The sequence below is a fragment of the Pseudomonas grandcourensis genome (genome assembly GCF_039909015.1).
GTDB classification, from domain to species: Bacteria; Pseudomonadota; Gammaproteobacteria; order Pseudomonadales; family Pseudomonadaceae; genus Aquipseudomonas; species Aquipseudomonas grandcourensis.
Genome location: NZ_CP150919.1, coordinates 5,082,743 through 5,099,763, shown reverse-complemented (window position 1 = coordinate 5,099,763; position 17,021 = coordinate 5,082,743). Strand labels below are relative to the sequence as shown.

The following is a 17,021-nucleotide window of genomic DNA, read 5'->3' as shown; positions in this document are numbered from 1 at the left end:
TGCGCTACTCTCTTGCCACTTCTTTGTGTTGATGTGAATTCATGAGCCAGACCGCGACCATTTTGGTCATTGACGACGAACCGCAGATCCGTAAATTCCTGCGCATCAGCCTCGCTTCCCAGGGCTACAAAGTGCTGGAGGCGGGCACCGGCAGCGAAGGATTGGCGCAAGCCGCGTTGAACAAACCGGACTTGCTGGTGCTCGACCTCGGCTTGCCGGACATGGACGGCCAACAGGTATTGCGCGACTTTCGCGAGTGGTCGACGGTGCCGGTGCTGGTGCTCTCCGTGCGCGCCAGTGAAGGGCAGAAAGTCGAGGCCCTGGATGGCGGCGCCAATGACTACGTGACCAAGCCTTTCGGCATTCAGGAATTCCTCGCGCGGATCCGTGCGTTGTTGCGCCAGGCGCCCGCAGGCGAGGCGCAACTAGCCGCGCTGAACTTCGGTCCGTTGACGGTCGACCTGGCGTATCGACGGGTGCTGCTCGACGATGTCGAAGTCGCGCTGACCCGCAAGGAATACGCCGTGCTGGCGCAACTGGCGCGGCATCCCGGACGGGTGATCACCCAGCAGCAATTGCTCAAGGACATCTGGGGGCCGACCCATACCGAAGACACTCACTACCTGCGTATCGTGGTCGGGCACTTGCGCCAGAAACTGGCGGATGACCCGACCCAACCCAGGTTCATCGTCACTGAGGCAGGGGTGGGGTATCGGTTGTTGAGTGAATAGTTTTGAAATCTTGTGGTGACTGATCTGGCCTCATCGCGAGCTTGCTCGCGATGAGGCCCTTGCATTCAATCGAGAGTTTTCAGACGTTCAGTTCTGCTCATTCTCATACCGGTCCAGCGTATCCCGCGCAATCTCCCGTCCCAGCGCGATCAGCTCTGGCGCCTTGTAGAACTCGAAAAACCGACACACGCGCTTGGGCACGTTGATCAGGATGTCCGGTGGATACCCGGCAATCTTGTACTGCGCCAGCGACGTCTGCATCACCTCGAAACTCTGGTTGATCAAATCCAGCAAGGACGCCGGCCCGACGTTGTCGATGATGAACGAACCGGTGGCGGAGCGGGGCGCGCCACTGGCTTCCGGAGCGGCGGCGGGTTGTTGCGCTTCGGGCTCGGCGGATTCGATCCACGGATTGAGGTCCGCCCCTTCGGCCCTCAGGGCTTCCTGCTCGAGGATCAACAATTGCTCGGCCTGTTTGCGGCGAAACGGCAGCTTCGAGCCGAGTGAGTTGATCAGGCTGTCGAAGCGGGTCTTGAACGCGGCGGGGCGCTGGATGACCGGCAATTGGTAGTGACGCTGGTTGGTGGAGTTGAGGTTGACGGCGATGATCAAGTCGCAATGGCTCGACACCACCGGCACAATCGGCAGCGGGTTGAGAATGCCGCCATCGACCAGCATGCGGTTGCCCTGCATCACCGGGGTGAACAGGCTGGGAATCGCTGCCGAGGCGCGCATGGCCTGGTGCAGGCAACCTTCCTGGAACCAGATCTCCTGCTGGTTGGTCAGGTCGGCGGCAACGGCGGTGTAGGGGATGCGCAAATCTTCGATGTTGATCTCGCCGACGATCTTGCGGATCTGCCCGAAGACTTTCTCGCCGCGAATTGCCCCCAGACGAAAACTGACGTCCACCAGACGCAACACGTCGAGATAATCCAGGCTCTCGATCCAGTCGCGGTATTCATTGAGTTTGCCGGCGGCGTAGATCCCCCCCACCACCGCGCCCATGGAGCATCCGGCGATACAGGCAATGTCATAGCCGCGCCGTTCGATCTCTTCAATGACCCCGATATGTGCATAACCCCGGGCTCCACCCGAGCCCAATACCAGTGCGACACGCTTTTTCATGAATCGCCCTCGTTTGAATGGTTCAACAATGCACCCATCGAGGGCCATGCTTCAATCGCCATGGTCGTTCGATGGGGCAAGAGCGTCGTATTTTCGACACTCCATGGCGGCACATGGTTATTCTCGTCGGCGCTATAGTTTGCACAGCGGACCAACGGCACTTTTCAGGTGCCACAACGTCTTACCTGCATGACTGTTGACCTATTCTTGAGGAGTGAGTGATGAAAGCCTGGATCTGCGTGCCATTGATTGCCCTGGCGCTCGCCGGTTGTGCCGGCAAAACCGCGTACCGCGATAGCTGCGGTAGTAACCTGGATGCGGCATGGCACGAACTGGACCTGGCCAAAGCCGAAGGTTTCGCCGGGACCGTCAGCTACTCCAAGGCCCTGTCGCTGTTGACCGCGGCCAAGACCCAGCAGCAATTCGAGGGGTTCGAAGGCTGCACCACCAAAGCCGAGAAGGCTCGTTTCTATATTCGTGAGTCGCGCGCGGGGCGTTAAAAGCGGAAAGCGGTTACAAGCTCTAAGCTGCAAACTGCAAGAGCCATCGAGCTTGCAGCCCGGAGCTTGCAACCTGGCGCTGTTTACGGAGTGAACCCCCATGATCGATCGGTTGGTGGCTCAGGTACTGGGCCTGGAAGTTCGTCTGCTGGCCTGTCAGGCCCGCTTGAAAGAGCGTACAGACCCTGAAGCGTTACACGATCTGCGCACAACCATGCGGCGGTTACGCAGCCTGTTGCGGCCCTTGCGCGGGCTGCCCGGTGTCGAACAACTGGAGGCGGCGGCCTCCCGGGTAGGTGATCTGACCACGCCATTACGTGATCGCGAAGTGCTGGCGGCGTACTTGCTCCAGCACCATCAACCCCAAGCCGCACAGTGGCGCATGGCGCAAATGGCCGAGGCCTATCCGGCCGTGGCGGCCAGTCCCGAACTCGCGCAAATGCTGATCGTCCTTGATGCGTTTCCGCGATTTCTGCGTGCCGCCCAGCGCCAGGGATTGCTCAAGGGCCTACGCAAGCGCATCGAAAAACGCCTGGGCAAGCAGTGGAAAAAACTCGACGAGGCACTGCACGACCCAACCCACGATCGTCATCGGCTGCGCCTGCTGATCAAGCGCGTGCGCTATGGCATTGACGCTTACCCCGAGCTGGACCGTTTGCCGAAAGCGGCCATGCCCCGGTTGAAATCGGCCCAGGGCGCGCTGGGTGACTGGCACGATTGCGTGCAATGGCTGGCGATGGCTGAACGGGAAGCGGATTTGAAGCCTTGCGTTGCCGTGTGGCAAGCCACCATGGCCGAGGCTGAAAGCCGTGCGGACCGGGTGCTGGAAAAACTCAGTCGCGATTGCTTCAAATCCTGAGACCTCTCGAGATCCATTGTGGGAGCGAGCAGGCTCGCTCCTACAGGTTTTATGTTCGGCACGAGCCTTGTGCGGCTCATCTGTCAGTCAATTTGGCCGGAATAGGCGATGTATCAACTTCGCCAGATGGTTAAGATCCCTTCATCTTTTTCCGATCCCTGAGGTTTTCATGCGTTTTTCCGAACTGCTCGACGCTGTCCGCAGCCAGCCACTGGAGCTCTCTATCCCGGCCTCCTGGGCCCAGGGTCGGGCCAGCTTCGGTGGCCTGGTAGCGGCTTTGCAGTACGAAGCCATGCGCGCCCGGGTTCCGGCGGATCGGCCCGTGCGTTCGTTGGCGATCACCTTTGTCGGCCCGGTAGAGCCCGAGGTGCCGGTCAGTTTTGAAGTCGACGTACTGCGCGAAGGCAAGGCCGTCAGCCAGGTGCTGGGCCGGGTGGTGCAGAGGGGTCAGGTAGTGACGTTGATCCAAGGCAGTTTCGGCGCCTCGCGCCCTTCGGAAGTGGCGGTGGCCGCTGAACCGGCACCGGAAATGAAGCACTGGGACGAATGCCAGGAATTGCCTTTCGTCGAAGGTGTCATCCCGGAATTCATGCGGCATCTGGCGATGCGCTGGAGTGTCGGCGGGCTGCCGTTCAGCGGTAGCACATCCCGGCAAATGGGTGGCTGGGTACGCTTGCGCGGCGACGTAAAGGAAGAAGCTATCGGCGAGGCGCATATCCTCGCGCTGGTGGACGCCTGGCCGCCGGCCCTGATGCCGTTTTTGAAGAAACCGGCAATGGGCAGCACGCTGACCTGGACCATCGAGTTCGTGCAACCGCTGCTGGAGCTGACCACACTGGACTGGTGCAAATACCTCGTCGAAACCGAATACGCCGCCGACGGCTACGGGCATGCCGCCGCAAAAATGTGGAGCGCGGATGGCCGGTTGATCGCCATGAGCCGGCAGACGGTGACGGTGTTCGCCTGATCAGTGACGGCGGTGGCGCTCACGCCAGGCGCGCCACCAGCCGCCGCTGAGGAAGAACCGCGGGAACGTCAGGAACTGCTCGACCAACAGGCGCGATACCGCATCCTTGCGATCGCTGAAGGGTTCGGCGGCTTGGGTTTCCAGGCTGTGGCCGTGGCGTTGCAAGGCCAGCGCTGCAATCACACCGATCACACCGATGGCGATGTTTGCCAGGCTCAGGCTGAACACCCCGGACACAATCAGCAGAAATGCCACGATGAACAGCGGCACCGCGATCAGGTGCAACACCAGATTGGTCGGGTGCTGATGATTGTTCGGGTACGCTCGCCATTGCCAGGCGGGAAGGTTGGGGTGACGTTTGCCCATGATGCCGATCCTCGATCCATGTTGAATACATGCAGGAAGAATAGGCCCGGTCCTTGCTGGCGGCGAATCAAGGCTGGCTATTGACTTGATAGGTGCCATGACTGGAGTTGATGGTGCCGGTTCTGACGCCTTCGCGAGCAGGCTCGCTCCTACATTGATCTTCGGTGACCATCAGATTCTGGGCATACATAGATCCCTTGTGGGAGCGGGCTTGCTCGCGAAGAGGCCCTCAAAGTTTCAGCTGACCGATAGCCTTGCTCAACTCCCCAGCCAACGCCGCCAGCTCATTGCTGGTGGTCGCCGACGTCACCGTCTGCTGCACCGTGTTCTCGGTCACGTCACGGATGCTCACCACCGCCCGGTTCATCTCTTCCGCCACCTGGCTCTGCTGTTCGGCCGCCACGGCGATCTGCGTGTTGCTTTCACGCATCTGCGCCACTGCGCCGGTGATCTCGGCCAATGCCGCGCCGGCCTCTTGCGCCTGTTGTACGCAGTCGTCGGCCTTGAACGAGCTCTCTTGCATGAAGTCCACGGCGTCTCGCGTGCCGGCCTGCAACGCCGAGACCATGAGGGTGATTTCATCCGTGGAGGCCTGCACGCGCTTGGCGAGGTTGCGTACTTCATCGGCGACCACCGCGAAGCCGCGACCCATTTCGCCGGCCCGGGCCGCTTCGATGGCGGCATTCAATGCCAACAGGTTGGTCTGCTCGGCGATGCTGTGAATCACGTTGACCACGCCGTTGATCTTCTGGCTGTCCTCGGCCAGGCGTTGAATCATCTCGGCGGTCTGCTGGACGCCAGTGGACAATCCGGCAATCGAGCGCTGCACCCGTGTCACGACCTCCTGCCCGCTGCCGGCCAGGGTATTGGCCGATTGCGAAAGGTCACGGGTGGCACCCGCGTGTTGGGCGATGTGATAGACCGTGGCGGTCATTTCATTGATCGCCGTGGCGGCCTGATCGGTTTCGCTTTGCTGGCCCAGCATGCCGTGGCGCACTTCATTCATGCTGGCCGCCAGCCGCGCGGCGCCGATGTCCAGTTGCCGGGCGGTGCTGGCGACGGTGTTGACCACACGTTGATAACCGGCTTGCATGGCGTTGAAGGCGTTGGCCATTTGCCCGACTTCGTCGCTGCAAGCCAATGGCACGCGGGCCGACAGGTCGCCGGTTTTCTCCACGTGCAACATGACGTCTTTCAAGGTGTTGAGCTGGCTGAGCAGGAAGCGGATCAATAACTGCGATGCGCCGAGCATTGCCAGCATCAGGATGAACACGGCCGCTGCGTAGTTGGCAAAACGCTCATTGAATACCTGGCTCAGGCTTGGGCCGTGGGCAATTACGGCGACCTGCTGGCCGTCGGCACGGGTAAACACTTCGGCACCCATCAACGGATTGTCACCGAACAGCGGCATCAAGTTGATCTCGACCCAGCCGTTTGCATTGATGAGTTCCGGAACGGGTTGTTCATTCAGCGACGGCGCCTGTCCGCGATTGAACGTCAGCAGGTTGTCGGCGTGGGGCAGGGGTTGCCCGGCGGGCCAGGTTTCGAGCAATCGCGCCTGGGCCTGGACCGAAGCCTGGGCGGCGTGACTGCGGGCCTGCTGTTCGAGTTGCACGGCGTACAGCACCAGCAACAGGGTGGTGATGAAAGCGACAGCGTTGACCGCCCAGAATTTGTATTTCAGCGAGATATTGCTAAGCCAGGCACCCATGGAGGTCTTCTCTGATAGCGGAAACAGTTTTGGCAAGGTGCCATCATTGTGCCGCTACTCAGGTGGCTGATTCTTGATGCAGATCAACTTCAAGTCTGTGGGATTTATGGTGATCAGGAGATCAATGGCAGGCCATAAAACGCTCGCGCACAGGCTGTGGTGTGCGCCGCCAGATCTTCCTGGCTTTCCCCGCGATGCAGTGCCACTTCGCGCAGTACTTCGGTCAGGTACGCCGGCTCGTTTCGCCCGTTTTTCGGCTTGGGGCGCAGGCTGCGCGGCAGCAGGTACGGTGCATCGCTTTCGAGCATCAGGCGCCCGCGCTTGATCTCCTTGACCAGCGGATGCAAATGCGTGCCCCGGCGCTCGTCGCAGATCCAGCCGGTAATGCCGATGTGCAAATCCAGGTCGAGATAGCTGAACAGTGCTTTCTGCTCCCCGGTGAAGCAGTGCACCACCGCGGCCGGCAGTCGGTCGCGGAAGTCGCGCAGGATTTCCAGCAAACGCTGGCTGGCGTCGCGTTCGTGCAGAAAAACCGGCAGCTGCAATTCGACGGCCATGGCCAGATGTTCTTCGAGGACCTTCTCCTGTTGCGGGCGCGGCGAGAAATCACGGTTGAAATCCAGCCCGCATTCACCCACGGCCACTACATTCGGTTCGTTGAGCAAGCTGCGCAAACGTCGGGCGCTGTCGGCGTTCCAGTCGCTGGCGCAGTGGGGGTGAATACCGGCGGTGGCGAACAGGCGCTGGGCGCTTTCGTCCAGTTGCTGGCACAGCTCAAGGGCCTGTTCACTGCCCTCGACACTGGTGCCGGTCAGCACCAGTTGGCACACGCCGGCCGCGTAGGCGCGGTCGAGCACAGCCTGGTGTTTGTCGGCAAAACTGGCGTTGGTCAGGTTGACGCCGATATCGATGAGTTGCATGGTGCTACCTCGGCCCAAAGGCCGGAAAGCATATCAGAGCCGTGGATTTATAAGAAAAGCCAAGAACTACAACGGGTTAACGCTGTCTCTTGAGCCGTGGACCAGGCAGGGTTGGTAGTTTTGCCATCATTGTGCCAGTCTTTTGCACTTTGCCAGTGCCTTGGGCGCTCTGTTTTTGTCGCCGCGCTTGATGGTTTTCGTCATTGAAGCGGGCCTCATATTCTTTCCGGAGAGTGGATGATTCGTCCCTCGGTTTTGCTACTGCTGTGCTGTTCGCTGCTACTGCCGATGACGGCGCTCGCGCGTCTGCCCGGGCCGCTGCAAGCCGTACCGGCCAGCAAGGTGCGTGACCTGGCGGAAATACGCAGCAGTCGTGTGCTGCGGGTATTGGTCAACCAGAGCCGCAACAGTTCCGGCGAAGTCCAGGGGCAGGCGATCGGGGTCGAATACCATCGCCTCAGAGCGTTCGAGCAATACCTCAACGGCCACGCCCGTGACGGCCAGGAAATCACCCTCAAGATCATTCCCAAGGCCAAGGATCAACTGCTCGGCGCATTGCAGCGCGGGGAGGGCGATCTGGTGGCGCCAGGCGAGTTGCTCGATCTGCAACCGGGCTTCGCCGTCAGCACCAGTGAACCGATTGCCAGCAACATCCCGTTGGTCCTGGTGGGCATCAAGGGCGAACGCCGCTACACCAGGCTTGAACAGCTTTCCGGCAAGACCCTGGCGTTACCTGCCGGCAGCGCCGCCGGGGATGCGGTCAGCCAGATCAATCAAAAGCTCGCCCTGCACAAACTGCCACCGGTCACAGTCGAATGGGTCGATCCGACCCTTGCCGTCGAGGACGTACTGGAGATGGTGCAGGGCGGGATCTACCACCTGACCATCGTCGAGCAGCCGATCGCCGAACGCTGGGGCAAGATCCTGCCCAAGCTGCGTTTCGACAAGCAGGTACTTGTCAGTGAGCCGGGAGAAGAGTTCTGGTTCGTACGCCGTGATGCCTCGATGCTGCGGGCCAGCATTGATCGCTTCCTCACAGTCTACAAAAAACCATCGGATCAGGACGCCGCGTTCCTGCGGATCTATCGTCGTCTCTATCAAGTGCATTATCCGCTGGCCAAGGCGGACCGGCAGCGCCTGGAAAAACTTCGCCCGGTGCTGCAGAAGCACGCCGATGCCCAGGGCATGGACTGGCTGAACCTGGCGGCGCTGGCCTTCAAGGAGTCAGCCCTGCAACCCTTCGCCCGCACTGGCGGTGGCCCGACCGGCCTGATGCAGATCACGCCTTCTGCGGCGCAGCGGGTGGGGGTCAACAATATTCAGGACCTTGATGGCAATGTGCAGGCCGGGGCCAAGTACCTGGCGATGATCCGGCGCAAGTTCTTTGCCAGCCCCAAGCTCAACGAGCGCGAACGCATGGCCTTCGTGCTGGCGGCCTACAACATCGGGCCGGAGCGGGTGCAAGGCATGCGCGCCGAAGCCCGGCGGCGAGGCTTGAATCCCAACCAGTGGTTCTTCCAGGTCGAACGCATTGCCATGGAGCAAGTGGGTATGGGGCCTGTCAGCTATGTTAATAGCGTGAACAAGTATTACTTGGCGTTCGACCGGGAGCGGGAGTCGTTGGAGCCCCAGGGGCAAAAGGTTGCCTCACGCAAATGATCAACTAATCTGATTGTTATTACGGGTTTTTTGCGCTTTTAACATATGAATTTCTGATTAATATGGCGGCCAACCAACACACACTTACAAGGAATGAAACAGCATGAGCACTCTGATCAACAAGGTACTTTCTACCCGCGCTGGCTACGGCCTGACCGTTCTGCGCATCGTGGTCGGCATTGTTTTCGCCGCTCACGGCTCGCAGAAACTCTTCGGGGCATTCGGTGGCTATGGTCTGGCTGGAACCGCGCAGTACATGGAAAGCCTCGGACTGACGCCGGGTTACCTGATGGCGGCACTGGCGGGCGGCACCGAATTCTTCGCCGGTCTGGCCCTGATCATCGGCTTGCTGGTTCGCCCGGCCGCGCTGGGCCTGACCTTCCTGTCGCTGGTTGCGATTTTCTCGGTGCACATCAGCAATGGCCTGTTCATGGCTAACAACGGTTATGAATTCGCCCTGGCGTTGCTCGGTGGCAGTATCGCGGTATTGATCGAAGGTGCGGGCAAACTCTCGGCGGACCGCGCCATCGCCGGTTGACCGCTCTGACTCAACGAAAAGGCCTGCATTGTGCGGGCCTTTTTTTGTTGAGCGTCATTCTTGACACTGTCCAGTCAGCTTCTCTAGGATGTTGCTCATGCGCCGATTTAAACAGCTACTTGCGGGGCGCCAGGTGACTCATTCAGTTGCCGATAGAAGCCGGAACAGGCTTCGAAATACCGCTAAAGCGCTGGTTCGGTGTTGCCTCTCACCTGCCATGCAGACTTTTGAGGCAGAGACACGACCCAATGAATGCACTAAACGCTGTTGTACGTCCCGCGCCGATCACGGCACATCTGACCCAGCGCAATCCAAAAATCCTGCTTGGCGGCAAACATCAGCCGACGCTCTTGCGTTATCTCGATGGCTGGCCCCGTCGTACCGGCGGTCCCGCTGCCTTCCTGATCCAGTTTGTCGAAGACGGTGAGTCGCTCGCTCGTTTCGCCGACGACAGTTTCGATCTGGCAGTGATTCAGTCCCCCAGCCTCGAAGATGCGCCTGAAGTGATCCGGCAACTGACCCGCGTTGCCCGGCAAGGGTTGATTACCCGGCGTTAAAGCTCACGGGTAGTCGATCGCCACTATGTAGACACACTGTTCACCGGTCGGTGTCTGGACCCGGACTTCGGCGTCCAGTGCCTTGCCGATCAGTGCGCGGGCCAGGGGCGAGTCGATGCTGATCAGGCCCTGTTTGAGGTCCAGCTCATCCGGCCCGACAATGCGGTAGCGCGACTCTTTGCCATCCTCGTCTTCGATCGTGACCCAGGCGCCGAAATAGACCTTGTTCGGATCGCTGGGTTTTTCGCTGACAACCTTGAGCGCTTCCAGGCGTTTGGTGAGAAAACGCACGCGGCTGTCGATCTCTCGCAGCATTTTTTTGCCGTAGGTGTATTCGGCGTTCTCCGAGCGATCACCCTGGGCCGCGGCTTCGCTGACAGCCTGGGTGACCTGGGGCCGACGTACATGCCACAGCTCATGGAACTCGGCGCGCATCCGCGCTTCACCCTCGGGGGTGATCAGCGCGGTGCCAGCGGTGCGGGGAGGGCGGTAACGGCTCATGACAGCTTCTTGTGGTGAGGATGGCAGGAGTCTATCAACCCTCGCGCAGGACTGTCAGTGGGCTGGCGTTCAATGCCCGACGGGTGCCGAACACCCCGGCACCACCAATGAGCACGGCGCCCAGCAGAGGGAGCAGCAACAGCCATGGATGCGGATGCCACGGCAGGTCAAAGGCGTAGCGGTAGAGCACCCAACTCACTACTTCCGAACCCAGCGCCGCCAGCAAGCCACTGACCGCGCCCAGCAAACCGAACTCGATACGTCGAGCCTTGACCAGCAATTGCCGCTCCGCCCCCAGCGCACGCAGCAACGCACCCTGGCGAATGCGTTCATCCAGCGTCGCTTGCAAGCCGGAGAACAGCACCGCCATCCCCGCCGCCAACACGAACAACAACACGTACTCCACCGCTAGGGTCACCTGGGCGAGGATGCTGCGCAGTTGCTCCAGCAAGGCTTCGACCTGCAGGATCGTCACCGCCGGGAAGGCGCGGGACAGGTCGACAATCTGTTGGTCGTGACCCGATGCCAGATAGAAACTGGTCAGGTAGGTCGCCGGCAGATCCTTGAGGGTGCCGGGCTGGAAGATCATGAAGAAGTTCGGTTGGAAGTTGTCCCAGTTGATCTCCCGCAGGCTGGTGACTTTCGCCTCGCGATTGACCCCGCCAACGCTGAAAATCAGATGGTCGCCGAGCTTGATTTTCAGGCTTTCGGCGACCTTGCCTTCTACCGATACGCCGGGAACATCATCCGGTGTCTGTTCGTTCCACCAATTGCCGGCCGTGAGTTTGTTGCCCGATGGCAGGTCCGCGGCCCAGGTCAGGCTGAGGTCGCGCTGGATCGCCCGATCACCCGCCGATTCCTTGGTGACGATTTGCTGCACCGGTTCGCCGTTGATGCTGATCAGGCGACCCGGTACCACCGGGTACAGCGGTGCCGATTGCGCCGACACGGCGACCAGGTGATCGATGAAGGCCTGTTTGTCTGCCGGCAGGATATTCAGCGCGAAGTAGTTTGGAGCGTTTTTCGGCAGCTGGTTCTGCCAGGTGTCCAGCAACTCACCGCGCAGCAGCGCAATCAGCGCCATCGACAGCAGAATCAGGCCGAACGCCAGGGACTGGCCCGCGGCAGCGAGGGGGTGACGCAGCAGTTGGCCGAGTCCCAGGCGCCAGGGCAAGGACGCACGGGCAAGCATGCGCCGCAGACTCTTCAACAGCAGCAACAACAAGCCGCCCAGCACTAGTGCTGCAATCACGCCGCCACCGAGCAGGGCAAAGGTCAGCACCAGGTCCAGGCTCAGGCGCCACATGATCAGGCCGAGGGCACCCAGCGCTGCGCCGTAGACCATCCAGGTGCTGGAAGGGATCGGCAACATGTCCCGGCGCAGCACGCGCAATGGCGGAACCCGGCCCAGAGCCGCCAGCGGCGGCAAGGCGAACCCGGCCAGCGCCACCAGTCCGGTGCCGATCCCGGCAATGGCTGGAAACAGCCCGCCCGGAGGTACGTCGGTCGGCAGCAAGTCATGCAGCAGGGCAAACAAGCCCAGTTGTGCGAGCCAGCCGAGGAGGGCGCCGCTGATGCTGGCCAGCAGCCCGAGCACGGTCAGTTGCAGGCTGAACAACACCATGGTTTCCCGGCGCGACAGCCCGAGGCAGCGCAGCAAGGCACTGGCATCGAATCGGCGGGTGGCGAAGCGGGTTGCCGACAGCGCCACCGCCACGCCGGAGAGCAACACCGCCACCAGGCTGGCCATGTTCAGGTAACGTTCGGCCTTGCCCAGGGCGCCGCCGATCTGCCGATTGCCGTCGCGGGCGTCCTGCAAGCGCTGGTTGGCGGCGAGCCCCGGTTTGATCTGTTGCCGATACGTTTCGAGTGCCTGAGCATTGCCTCGCCATAATTCGCGATAGCTGACCCGGCTGCCGGGCTGCACCACGCCGGTGGCCGTAAGGTCGTCGAGGTTGATCAGCACTCGCGGTGTCAGGCTGTAGAAATTGCCGGCGCGATCGGGTTCGTAGGTCAGCACCCGCGCCAGTTTCAGGGTTTTCATGCCGACATCGATGCTGTCGCCGATCTTCAGGTCCAGGGCGGTCAGCAGGCGTGCCTCGACCCAGGCTTCACCGGGTTGCGGTCCACCCCCGACTGTTTCCGTGGCAAAGTGGGCGGGTGCGCTTTTCAATTCGCCCCGTAGCGGGTAAGTGCCGTCGACCGCCTTGATGCTGGACAGCTGGATGCCGTTGTCGGTGGCGATGACGCTGGAGAACTCCACCACCTGAGCGTGTTCCAGACCCAGTTCGGTGCCGCTTCTTATCTGTTCGGGGCGCGCAGGCGAACTGCCTTCGAGCAGCAGGTCGGCGCCGAGGAATTCGGTAGCGCGCAGCATCATGGCGCCGTTCAGGCGCGCACCGAAATAGCCAATGGCGGTGCTGGCGGCCACCGCCACCAGCAAGGCGAAAAACAACACGCGCAATTCACCGGCGCGGGCATCGCGCAGCAATTGGCGGATGGCGAGGCTGAACAGGCGCAACAGCGGCAGACGTGCCATCAAGGCTCCAGAGGGGCGACCAGCAGGCCGGCTTCAAGACGGATCAGGCGCCGGCAGCGATGGGCCAGGCGTTCATCGTGAGTCACCAGCACCAGGGTCGTGCCGCGCTCCTGGTTGAGCTCGAACAGCAAGTCGCTGATGCGCTCGCCGGTGTGGCTGTCGAGGTTGCCGGTCGGTTCGTCGGCGAACAGCACATCGGGCTCGGCGGCAAACGCGCGGGCAATCGCCACCCGTTGTTGCTCGCCGCCGGAGAGCTGGCGCGGCGAGTGAGTCAGGCGTTGGCCCAGTCCCACCCGTTGCAGCAATTGGGTGGCGCGTTCGCGGGCGTCTTTGCGGCCATCGAGCTCCAGCGGCAGCATGACGTTCTCCAGGGCATTGAGACTGTCGAGCAGCTGAAACGATTGAAAAACAAAACCCACGTGTTCGGCGCGGATGCGCGCACGCTGGTCTTCATCGAGGTTGCTCAGGCCTTGCCCGGCGAGTGTGACTTCGCCGCTGCTCGGCAGGTCGAGACCGGCGAGCAAGCCCAGCAGGGTGGACTTGCCGGAGCCGGAAGCGCCGACGATGGCCAGGCTATCGCCCTTGTTCAGTTCCAGGCTGAGTTGGTGCAGGATGGTCAGTTCACCTTCCGCGCTGGGAACCACTTTGCTAAGGTCCTTCGCGATGAGAATGCTTGCGCCCATGGAGAGTCCGATGCGTGTGTGGTTTTTGAGTGCTGGCCTGGCCTTGATGTGCATGGCCCAAAACGCAGCGGCGGGTACAGTCCTGATCGTTGGCGATAGTATCAGCGCCGGTTTCGGGCTGGATACCCGGTTGGGGTGGGTGTCACTGCTTGAGCAACGGCTCAGGCGCGAAGGTTTTGACGACAAAGTGATCAATGCGTCAATCAGTGGCGACACCAGTGCTGGAGGCCAGGCGCGCCTGCCCGCGCTGCTTGCAGAGCATAAACCGGAACTGGTGATCCTCGAGTTGGGGGGCAATGACGGCCTGCGCGGGATGCTGCCAACTCAATTGCAACAAAATCTTGCTTCGATGATTGACAGCTCCCGGGCCAGCGGTGCCAAGGTGTTGCTGCTCGGCATGCAATTGCCACCCAATTACGGTGCGCGTTACACCAAGGCGTTCGCCGAGGTCTACAGCAACCTGGCCGACGAGAAAAAGATCCCGCTGGTGCCGTTTTTCCTCGACGGCGTGGGCGGTCATCCGGACTTGATGCAGGCCGACGGCATACACCCGGCGGTCGGGGCCCAGGACAAGTTGCTGGAAAATGTCTGGCCTACTCTAAAACCGCTGTTATGACACTTTTCTAGAAGCAGGCTTTCGGCTAAGGTAGCGCCCCCGATTTGGAGCCCCCGATGCCGCGTCCCGCCTGGTCACTATTTGCCTACCAACTGATCGAGCCTGACGAACAGCTGGATCTGTTCGCCTGCCAGGAAGTGCGGGTGCATCTGGTGACCCGTCAGCTGGAGTTGGGCGGTTCGGCGGACCGGACTCTGTGCGGCAGTCTGTTGCCGGCTTCGCCTCGCTGGTCGAGTGTTGATCGCCGGGTGTTTCAGGATCAGCGGCTGTGTTCGTTGTGCCGGGCCATTCTTGAGTCGCAGAAGCGGGGGACGTCGCCGATCTGGCCTGAATTGCGGTTCGAGCTTTGATCCGTCGGTAGTCGAGGCGGCCTTCGAGCCGACCTGTCTTTTGTTGACCGTGTATATATCCGTTGTTGCGGTAACGGCCGCTTATGGTTCCGCTCTTACAGCGGGTCACTTTGGCAAACGCCCCAAAGTAACCAAAGGTCTCGCCCCTTACGTACGGCCCCTCGCTAAGGCTCGGCGTTCCTTCGCTGCGGTATTCATCCGGGGGCATTGCCCTCCGGTCGGCTTCGCTTCGACCTACATGCAATGAGTTCGACTACGTCGAACGTCGCTGCGCGCCAATCCCCGGATGAACACCTCCACTCAGCCTCCCGAGGGGGCGGGTGGATCAAGATCAAAAGCTGCAGGCGAGCTAACGCTCGGCCTGATGAGTGGTGAGAAGCGGCGGGGTGGTATGGGCTGCTTTGCCTTTGCTCTTCTGTGGGAGCGAGCTTGCTCGCGATGGCGGCCTGCCAGCCGACCAGATACATCACAGACGAACGACCCCAGCAAACAGGCCGGCCGGTAGGCCGCCTCGGACGCTGTTGCGGTGCACGCCCCCTCGTGAGGCCGAGCGCAGGTTCTGCGCAGTGGGCAACCCGGCATGGATGCCGGGTTAGCCGCCCCCGGCCATGGATGGCCGATGGCGGCGGGCCCACGGAGCAGGACCGGAGCGAGGGCATGCCGAGCCACGGCGAGGCACCGAATGTCAGGGGCAGGAGCCCTTGGTTGCTTGGGGCTTTTCCAAGTGACCCGCCGTAAGGGCGGAACCCTAAGTGGCCGTGACCGCAGCAACGGATATGTACACCTTCAAAAATCCACGCCGCCTGACACAAAGCCATCGCGAGCAGGCTCACTCCCACACCGGATTGAGGGCAACCTCAAAATCACCGTGCACTGCCTGCAATCGGGCCATCTCCCCGAAATAACGGACAGCGGTGTACAATCGCGTTCTTATACCCTCTGTTGATCATGCGAAGGATTTTCCGGATGTTGCCGCGTTTTCCTGCCGTCACCCGCTGCCTGACTCTTGCTGCCCTCTTTGTGGCCGGTCCAGTCGCAGCATTGGAGTTTCCCCTGCCACCGCCAGGTGAGGACATCATCGGCCAGGTGCAGGTGATCAAGGCCAAGTACGAAGATACCTTCGCCGACCTTGGTACCGCCTACGATCTGGGCTACACGGAAATGGTCGCGGCCAACCCGGGTGTCGATGCCTGGTTGCCAGGCGCCGGCACGGAAATCATCCTGCCGACCCGCTTCATCCTGCCACCAGGCCCGCGTGAAGGCATCGTGATCAACCTGGCCGAGTACCGCCTCTACTACTACCCGAAAGGCAAGAACGTGGTGTACACGTTCCCGCTGGGTATCGGTCGTGAAGGCTGGGGCTCGCCGATTGCCCACACCAGCATCACCGCCAAGACACCGAACCCTACCTGGACGCCTCCGGCTTCGATCAAGGCCGAGCACGCCGCAGACGGTGATCCACTGCCGAATGTCGTGCCGGCCGGCCCTGACAACCCGCTGGGGCCGTTCAAGTTCACCCTGGGCACACCGGGCTACCTGATCCACGGTTCTAACAAGAAGTTCGGCATCGGCATGCGCACCAGTCACGGTTGTTTCCGCATGTTCAACAACAACGTGCTGGAAATGGCGGGCATGGTGCCGGTCGGTACGTCGGTGCGGATCATCAACGACCCGTACAAGTTTGGCCTGAGTGGCGGCAAGGTCTATCTGGAGGCGCATACGCCGCTGGACGACAAGGGCAACCCGTCGGTGGTCGACAAGCACACCGCAGTCATCAATGCGATGCTCAAGCGTGAAGACATCACCAACAACCTGCGCATGAACTGGGATGTGGTGCGTGATGTGGTCGCCGCCGAAGACGGCCTGCCGGTTGAGATCGCTGTGCCGGGCAACGGCGTTGCGCCGATGGTGTCCAGCATGCCGATCGACCCGCTGCAGTAACGCTGGTCAAGAGCCCGTCGGCGCGGACCGCGTCGACGGGTTTTTTGTTGCCTGGAGAAACGCCGGGCAATAAAAAAGCCGACCCAAAAAATGGGTCGGCTTGATAACAATCCCGAAGGATTATTACTTGCGGCTAGCTTTGTCCAGCATGCGCAGAGCACGCTCGTTAGCTTCGTCAGCAGTCTGTTGTGCTTTTTGAGCAGCAGCCAGAGCTTCATCAGCTTTACGGTAAGCTTCGTCTGCACGAGCCTGGGAGCGAGCAGCTGCGTCTTCAGTAGCGGTCAGACGTGCTTCGGTTTCTTTCGATGCGCTGCTGCAACCGGTAGCCAGAACTGCGGCCAGAGCCAGAGCAGAGAATTTCAGAACGTTGTTCATCGTGTTCCCCTTCAAGGACTTTCTATTAAGTAGCTATCTCCTCCGATTGAGGAAATAGCCGGCGTACATACTACCCATTACTT

General features: G+C 61.1%; 18 protein-coding genes. 10 read left to right on the top strand and 8 right to left on the bottom strand.

Going from position 1 to position 17,021, the window contains the following annotated elements; all coding sequences use genetic code 11:
• Positions 1-41: 41 nt before the first annotated feature.
• On the top strand, positions 42-731 hold the full coding sequence (locus AABM52_RS22725) for a response regulator (RefSeq protein ID WP_347908126.1): 690 nt from the start codon (positions 42-44) through the stop codon (positions 729-731).
• An 87-nt stretch (positions 732-818) separates the two neighbouring features.
• On the opposite strand, the gene AABM52_RS22720 is transcribed toward AABM52_RS22725, so the two are convergent.
• Positions 819-1,856: a patatin-like phospholipase family protein gene (locus AABM52_RS22720; protein ID WP_347908124.1), complete on the bottom strand. Its 1,038-nt coding sequence runs from the start codon at positions 1,854-1,856 to the stop codon at positions 819-821.
• A 221-nt stretch (positions 1,857-2,077) separates the two neighbouring features.
• On the opposite strand from AABM52_RS22720, the gene AABM52_RS22715 reads away from it, so the two are divergent.
• The 3 genes from AABM52_RS22715 to AABM52_RS22705 all read left to right on the top strand — a co-directional run bounded on the left by AABM52_RS22715 (position 2,078) and on the right by AABM52_RS22705 (position 4,182).
• Entirely contained in the window at positions 2,078-2,356 is a 279-nt protein-coding gene (locus AABM52_RS22715; protein WP_008000319.1) for a hypothetical protein, read from the top strand.
• 100 nt (positions 2,357-2,456) lie between these two features.
• Entirely contained in the window at positions 2,457-3,215 is a 759-nt protein-coding gene (locus AABM52_RS22710) for a CHAD domain-containing protein (protein ID WP_347908122.1), read from the top strand.
• A gap of 169 nt (positions 3,216-3,384) precedes the next feature.
• Complete coding sequence (locus AABM52_RS22705) at positions 3,385-4,182, top strand: acyl-CoA thioesterase domain-containing protein (RefSeq protein ID WP_347908120.1); 798 nt, start codon at positions 3,385-3,387, stop codon at positions 4,180-4,182.
• Here AABM52_RS22705 and AABM52_RS22700 read toward each other — a convergent pair whose 3' ends face one another.
• The 3 genes from AABM52_RS22700 to AABM52_RS22690 form a co-directional block, all read right to left on the bottom strand.
• Positions 4,183-4,548, bottom strand: a complete 366-nt coding sequence (locus AABM52_RS22700) for a terminase (RefSeq protein ID WP_347908118.1) — start codon at positions 4,546-4,548, stop codon at positions 4,183-4,185.
• Positions 4,549-4,777: 229 nt separating this feature from the next.
• Positions 4,778-6,259, bottom strand: a complete 1,482-nt coding sequence (locus AABM52_RS22695; protein ID WP_347908116.1) for a methyl-accepting chemotaxis protein — start codon at positions 6,257-6,259, stop codon at positions 4,778-4,780.
• 113 nt (positions 6,260-6,372) lie between these two features.
• Entirely contained in the window at positions 6,373-7,179 is an 807-nt protein-coding gene (locus AABM52_RS22690) for a TatD family hydrolase (protein ID WP_223456267.1), read from the bottom strand.
• Between the two features lie 237 nt (positions 7,180-7,416).
• Between AABM52_RS22690 and AABM52_RS22685 the strand changes: the two genes are divergently transcribed.
• From AABM52_RS22685 to AABM52_RS22675, 3 genes are all read left to right on the top strand, one after another.
• Complete coding sequence (locus tag AABM52_RS22685; RefSeq protein WP_347908114.1) at positions 7,417-8,838, top strand: transglycosylase SLT domain-containing protein; 1,422 nt, start codon at positions 7,417-7,419, stop codon at positions 8,836-8,838.
• A gap of 103 nt (positions 8,839-8,941) precedes the next feature.
• A complete protein-coding gene (locus tag AABM52_RS22680; RefSeq protein WP_347908112.1) occupies positions 8,942-9,376 on the top strand; it encodes a DoxX family protein in 435 nt (144 codons plus the stop codon).
• A gap of 248 nt (positions 9,377-9,624) precedes the next feature.
• Positions 9,625-9,933 (top strand): hypothetical protein, encoded by a 309-nt coding sequence (locus AABM52_RS22675; RefSeq protein WP_046043367.1) that lies wholly within the window; start codon positions 9,625-9,627, stop codon positions 9,931-9,933.
• 3 nt (positions 9,934-9,936) lie between these two features.
• Here the strand turns inward: AABM52_RS22675 and greB are convergent, their stop codons facing one another.
• Genes greB through AABM52_RS22660 form a run of 3 tightly spaced genes read right to left on the bottom strand, consistent with a single transcriptional unit; the run spans position 9,937 to position 13,656 of the window.
• Complete coding sequence (greB, locus tag AABM52_RS22670) at positions 9,937-10,434, bottom strand: transcription elongation factor GreB (RefSeq protein WP_007973570.1); 498 nt, start codon at positions 10,432-10,434, stop codon at positions 9,937-9,939.
• Positions 10,435-10,468: 34 nt separating this feature from the next.
• Complete coding sequence (locus tag AABM52_RS22665; protein ID WP_347908110.1) at positions 10,469-12,973, bottom strand: ABC transporter permease; 2,505 nt, start codon at positions 12,971-12,973, stop codon at positions 10,469-10,471.
• Positions 12,973-13,656 (bottom strand): ABC transporter ATP-binding protein, encoded by a 684-nt coding sequence (locus AABM52_RS22660; protein ID WP_046043370.1) that lies wholly within the window; start codon positions 13,654-13,656, stop codon positions 12,973-12,975. The genes AABM52_RS22665 and AABM52_RS22660 overlap by 1 nt, the downstream gene beginning before the upstream one ends.
• Positions 13,657-13,666: 10 nt before the next feature.
• Between AABM52_RS22660 and AABM52_RS22655 the strand changes: the two genes are divergently transcribed.
• The 3 genes from AABM52_RS22655 to AABM52_RS22645 all read left to right on the top strand — a co-directional run bounded on the left by AABM52_RS22655 (position 13,667) and on the right by AABM52_RS22645 (position 16,563).
• Entirely contained in the window at positions 13,667-14,272 is a 606-nt protein-coding gene (locus tag AABM52_RS22655; protein WP_347908108.1) for an arylesterase, read from the top strand.
• A gap of 56 nt (positions 14,273-14,328) precedes the next feature.
• Positions 14,329-14,622, top strand: coding sequence for a hypothetical protein (locus tag AABM52_RS22650; RefSeq protein ID WP_007991769.1), 294 nt, complete (start codon positions 14,329-14,331; stop codon positions 14,620-14,622).
• Between the two features lie 966 nt (positions 14,623-15,588).
• Entirely contained in the window at positions 15,589-16,563 is a 975-nt protein-coding gene (locus tag AABM52_RS22645) for a L,D-transpeptidase family protein (RefSeq protein ID WP_008049057.1), read from the top strand.
• Positions 16,564-16,686: 123 nt separating this feature from the next.
• On the opposite strand, the gene oprI is transcribed toward AABM52_RS22645, so the two are convergent.
• Positions 16,687-16,938 carry an outer membrane lipoprotei OprI gene (gene oprI, locus AABM52_RS22640; protein ID WP_003199355.1) on the bottom strand — a complete coding sequence of 84 codons (252 nt, stop codon included), beginning with the start codon at positions 16,936-16,938 and terminating at the stop codon, positions 16,687-16,689.
• Positions 16,939-17,021 lie beyond the last annotated feature (83 nt).

Bases quoted from the DNA above. Each gene is read 5' to 3' on its own strand.
- AABM52_RS22685 (WP_347908114.1), top strand. From the start codon at position 7,417: ATGATTCGTCCCTCGGTTTTGCTACTGCTGTGCTGTTCGCTGCTACTG.
- AABM52_RS22700 (WP_347908118.1), bottom strand. From the start codon at position 4,548: ATGGGCAAACGTCACCCCAACCTTCCCGCCTGGCAATGGCGAGCGTAC.
- AABM52_RS22720 (WP_347908124.1), bottom strand. From the start codon at position 1,856: ATGAAAAAGCGTGTCGCACTGGTATTGGGCTCGGGTGGAGCCCGGGGT.
- AABM52_RS22675 (WP_046043367.1), top strand. From the start codon at position 9,625: ATGAATGCACTAAACGCTGTTGTACGTCCCGCGCCGATCACGGCACAT.
- AABM52_RS22715 (WP_008000319.1), top strand. From the start codon at position 2,078: ATGAAAGCCTGGATCTGCGTGCCATTGATTGCCCTGGCGCTCGCCGGT.
- AABM52_RS22645 (WP_008049057.1), top strand. From the start codon at position 15,589: ATGTTGCCGCGTTTTCCTGCCGTCACCCGCTGCCTGACTCTTGCTGCC.
- oprI (WP_003199355.1), bottom strand. From the start codon at position 16,938: ATGAACAACGTTCTGAAATTCTCTGCTCTGGCTCTGGCCGCAGTTCTG.
- AABM52_RS22690 (WP_223456267.1), bottom strand. From the start codon at position 7,179: ATGCAACTCATCGATATCGGCGTCAACCTGACCAACGCCAGTTTTGCC.
- AABM52_RS22695 (WP_347908116.1), bottom strand. From the start codon at position 6,259: ATGGGTGCCTGGCTTAGCAATATCTCGCTGAAATACAAATTCTGGGCG.
- greB (WP_007973570.1), bottom strand. From the start codon at position 10,434: ATGAGCCGTTACCGCCCTCCCCGCACCGCTGGCACCGCGCTGATCACC.
- AABM52_RS22650 (WP_007991769.1), top strand. From the start codon at position 14,329: ATGCCGCGTCCCGCCTGGTCACTATTTGCCTACCAACTGATCGAGCCT.
- AABM52_RS22680 (WP_347908112.1), top strand. From the start codon at position 8,942: ATGAGCACTCTGATCAACAAGGTACTTTCTACCCGCGCTGGCTACGGC.
- AABM52_RS22705 (WP_347908120.1), top strand. From the start codon at position 3,385: ATGCGTTTTTCCGAACTGCTCGACGCTGTCCGCAGCCAGCCACTGGAG.
- AABM52_RS22655 (WP_347908108.1), top strand. From the start codon at position 13,667: ATGCGTGTGTGGTTTTTGAGTGCTGGCCTGGCCTTGATGTGCATGGCC.
- AABM52_RS22660 (WP_046043370.1), bottom strand. From the start codon at position 13,656: ATGGGCGCAAGCATTCTCATCGCGAAGGACCTTAGCAAAGTGGTTCCC.
- AABM52_RS22665 (WP_347908110.1), bottom strand. From the start codon at position 12,973: ATGGCACGTCTGCCGCTGTTGCGCCTGTTCAGCCTCGCCATCCGCCAA.
- AABM52_RS22710 (WP_347908122.1), top strand. From the start codon at position 2,457: ATGATCGATCGGTTGGTGGCTCAGGTACTGGGCCTGGAAGTTCGTCTG.
- AABM52_RS22725 (WP_347908126.1), top strand. From the start codon at position 42: ATGAGCCAGACCGCGACCATTTTGGTCATTGACGACGAACCGCAGATC.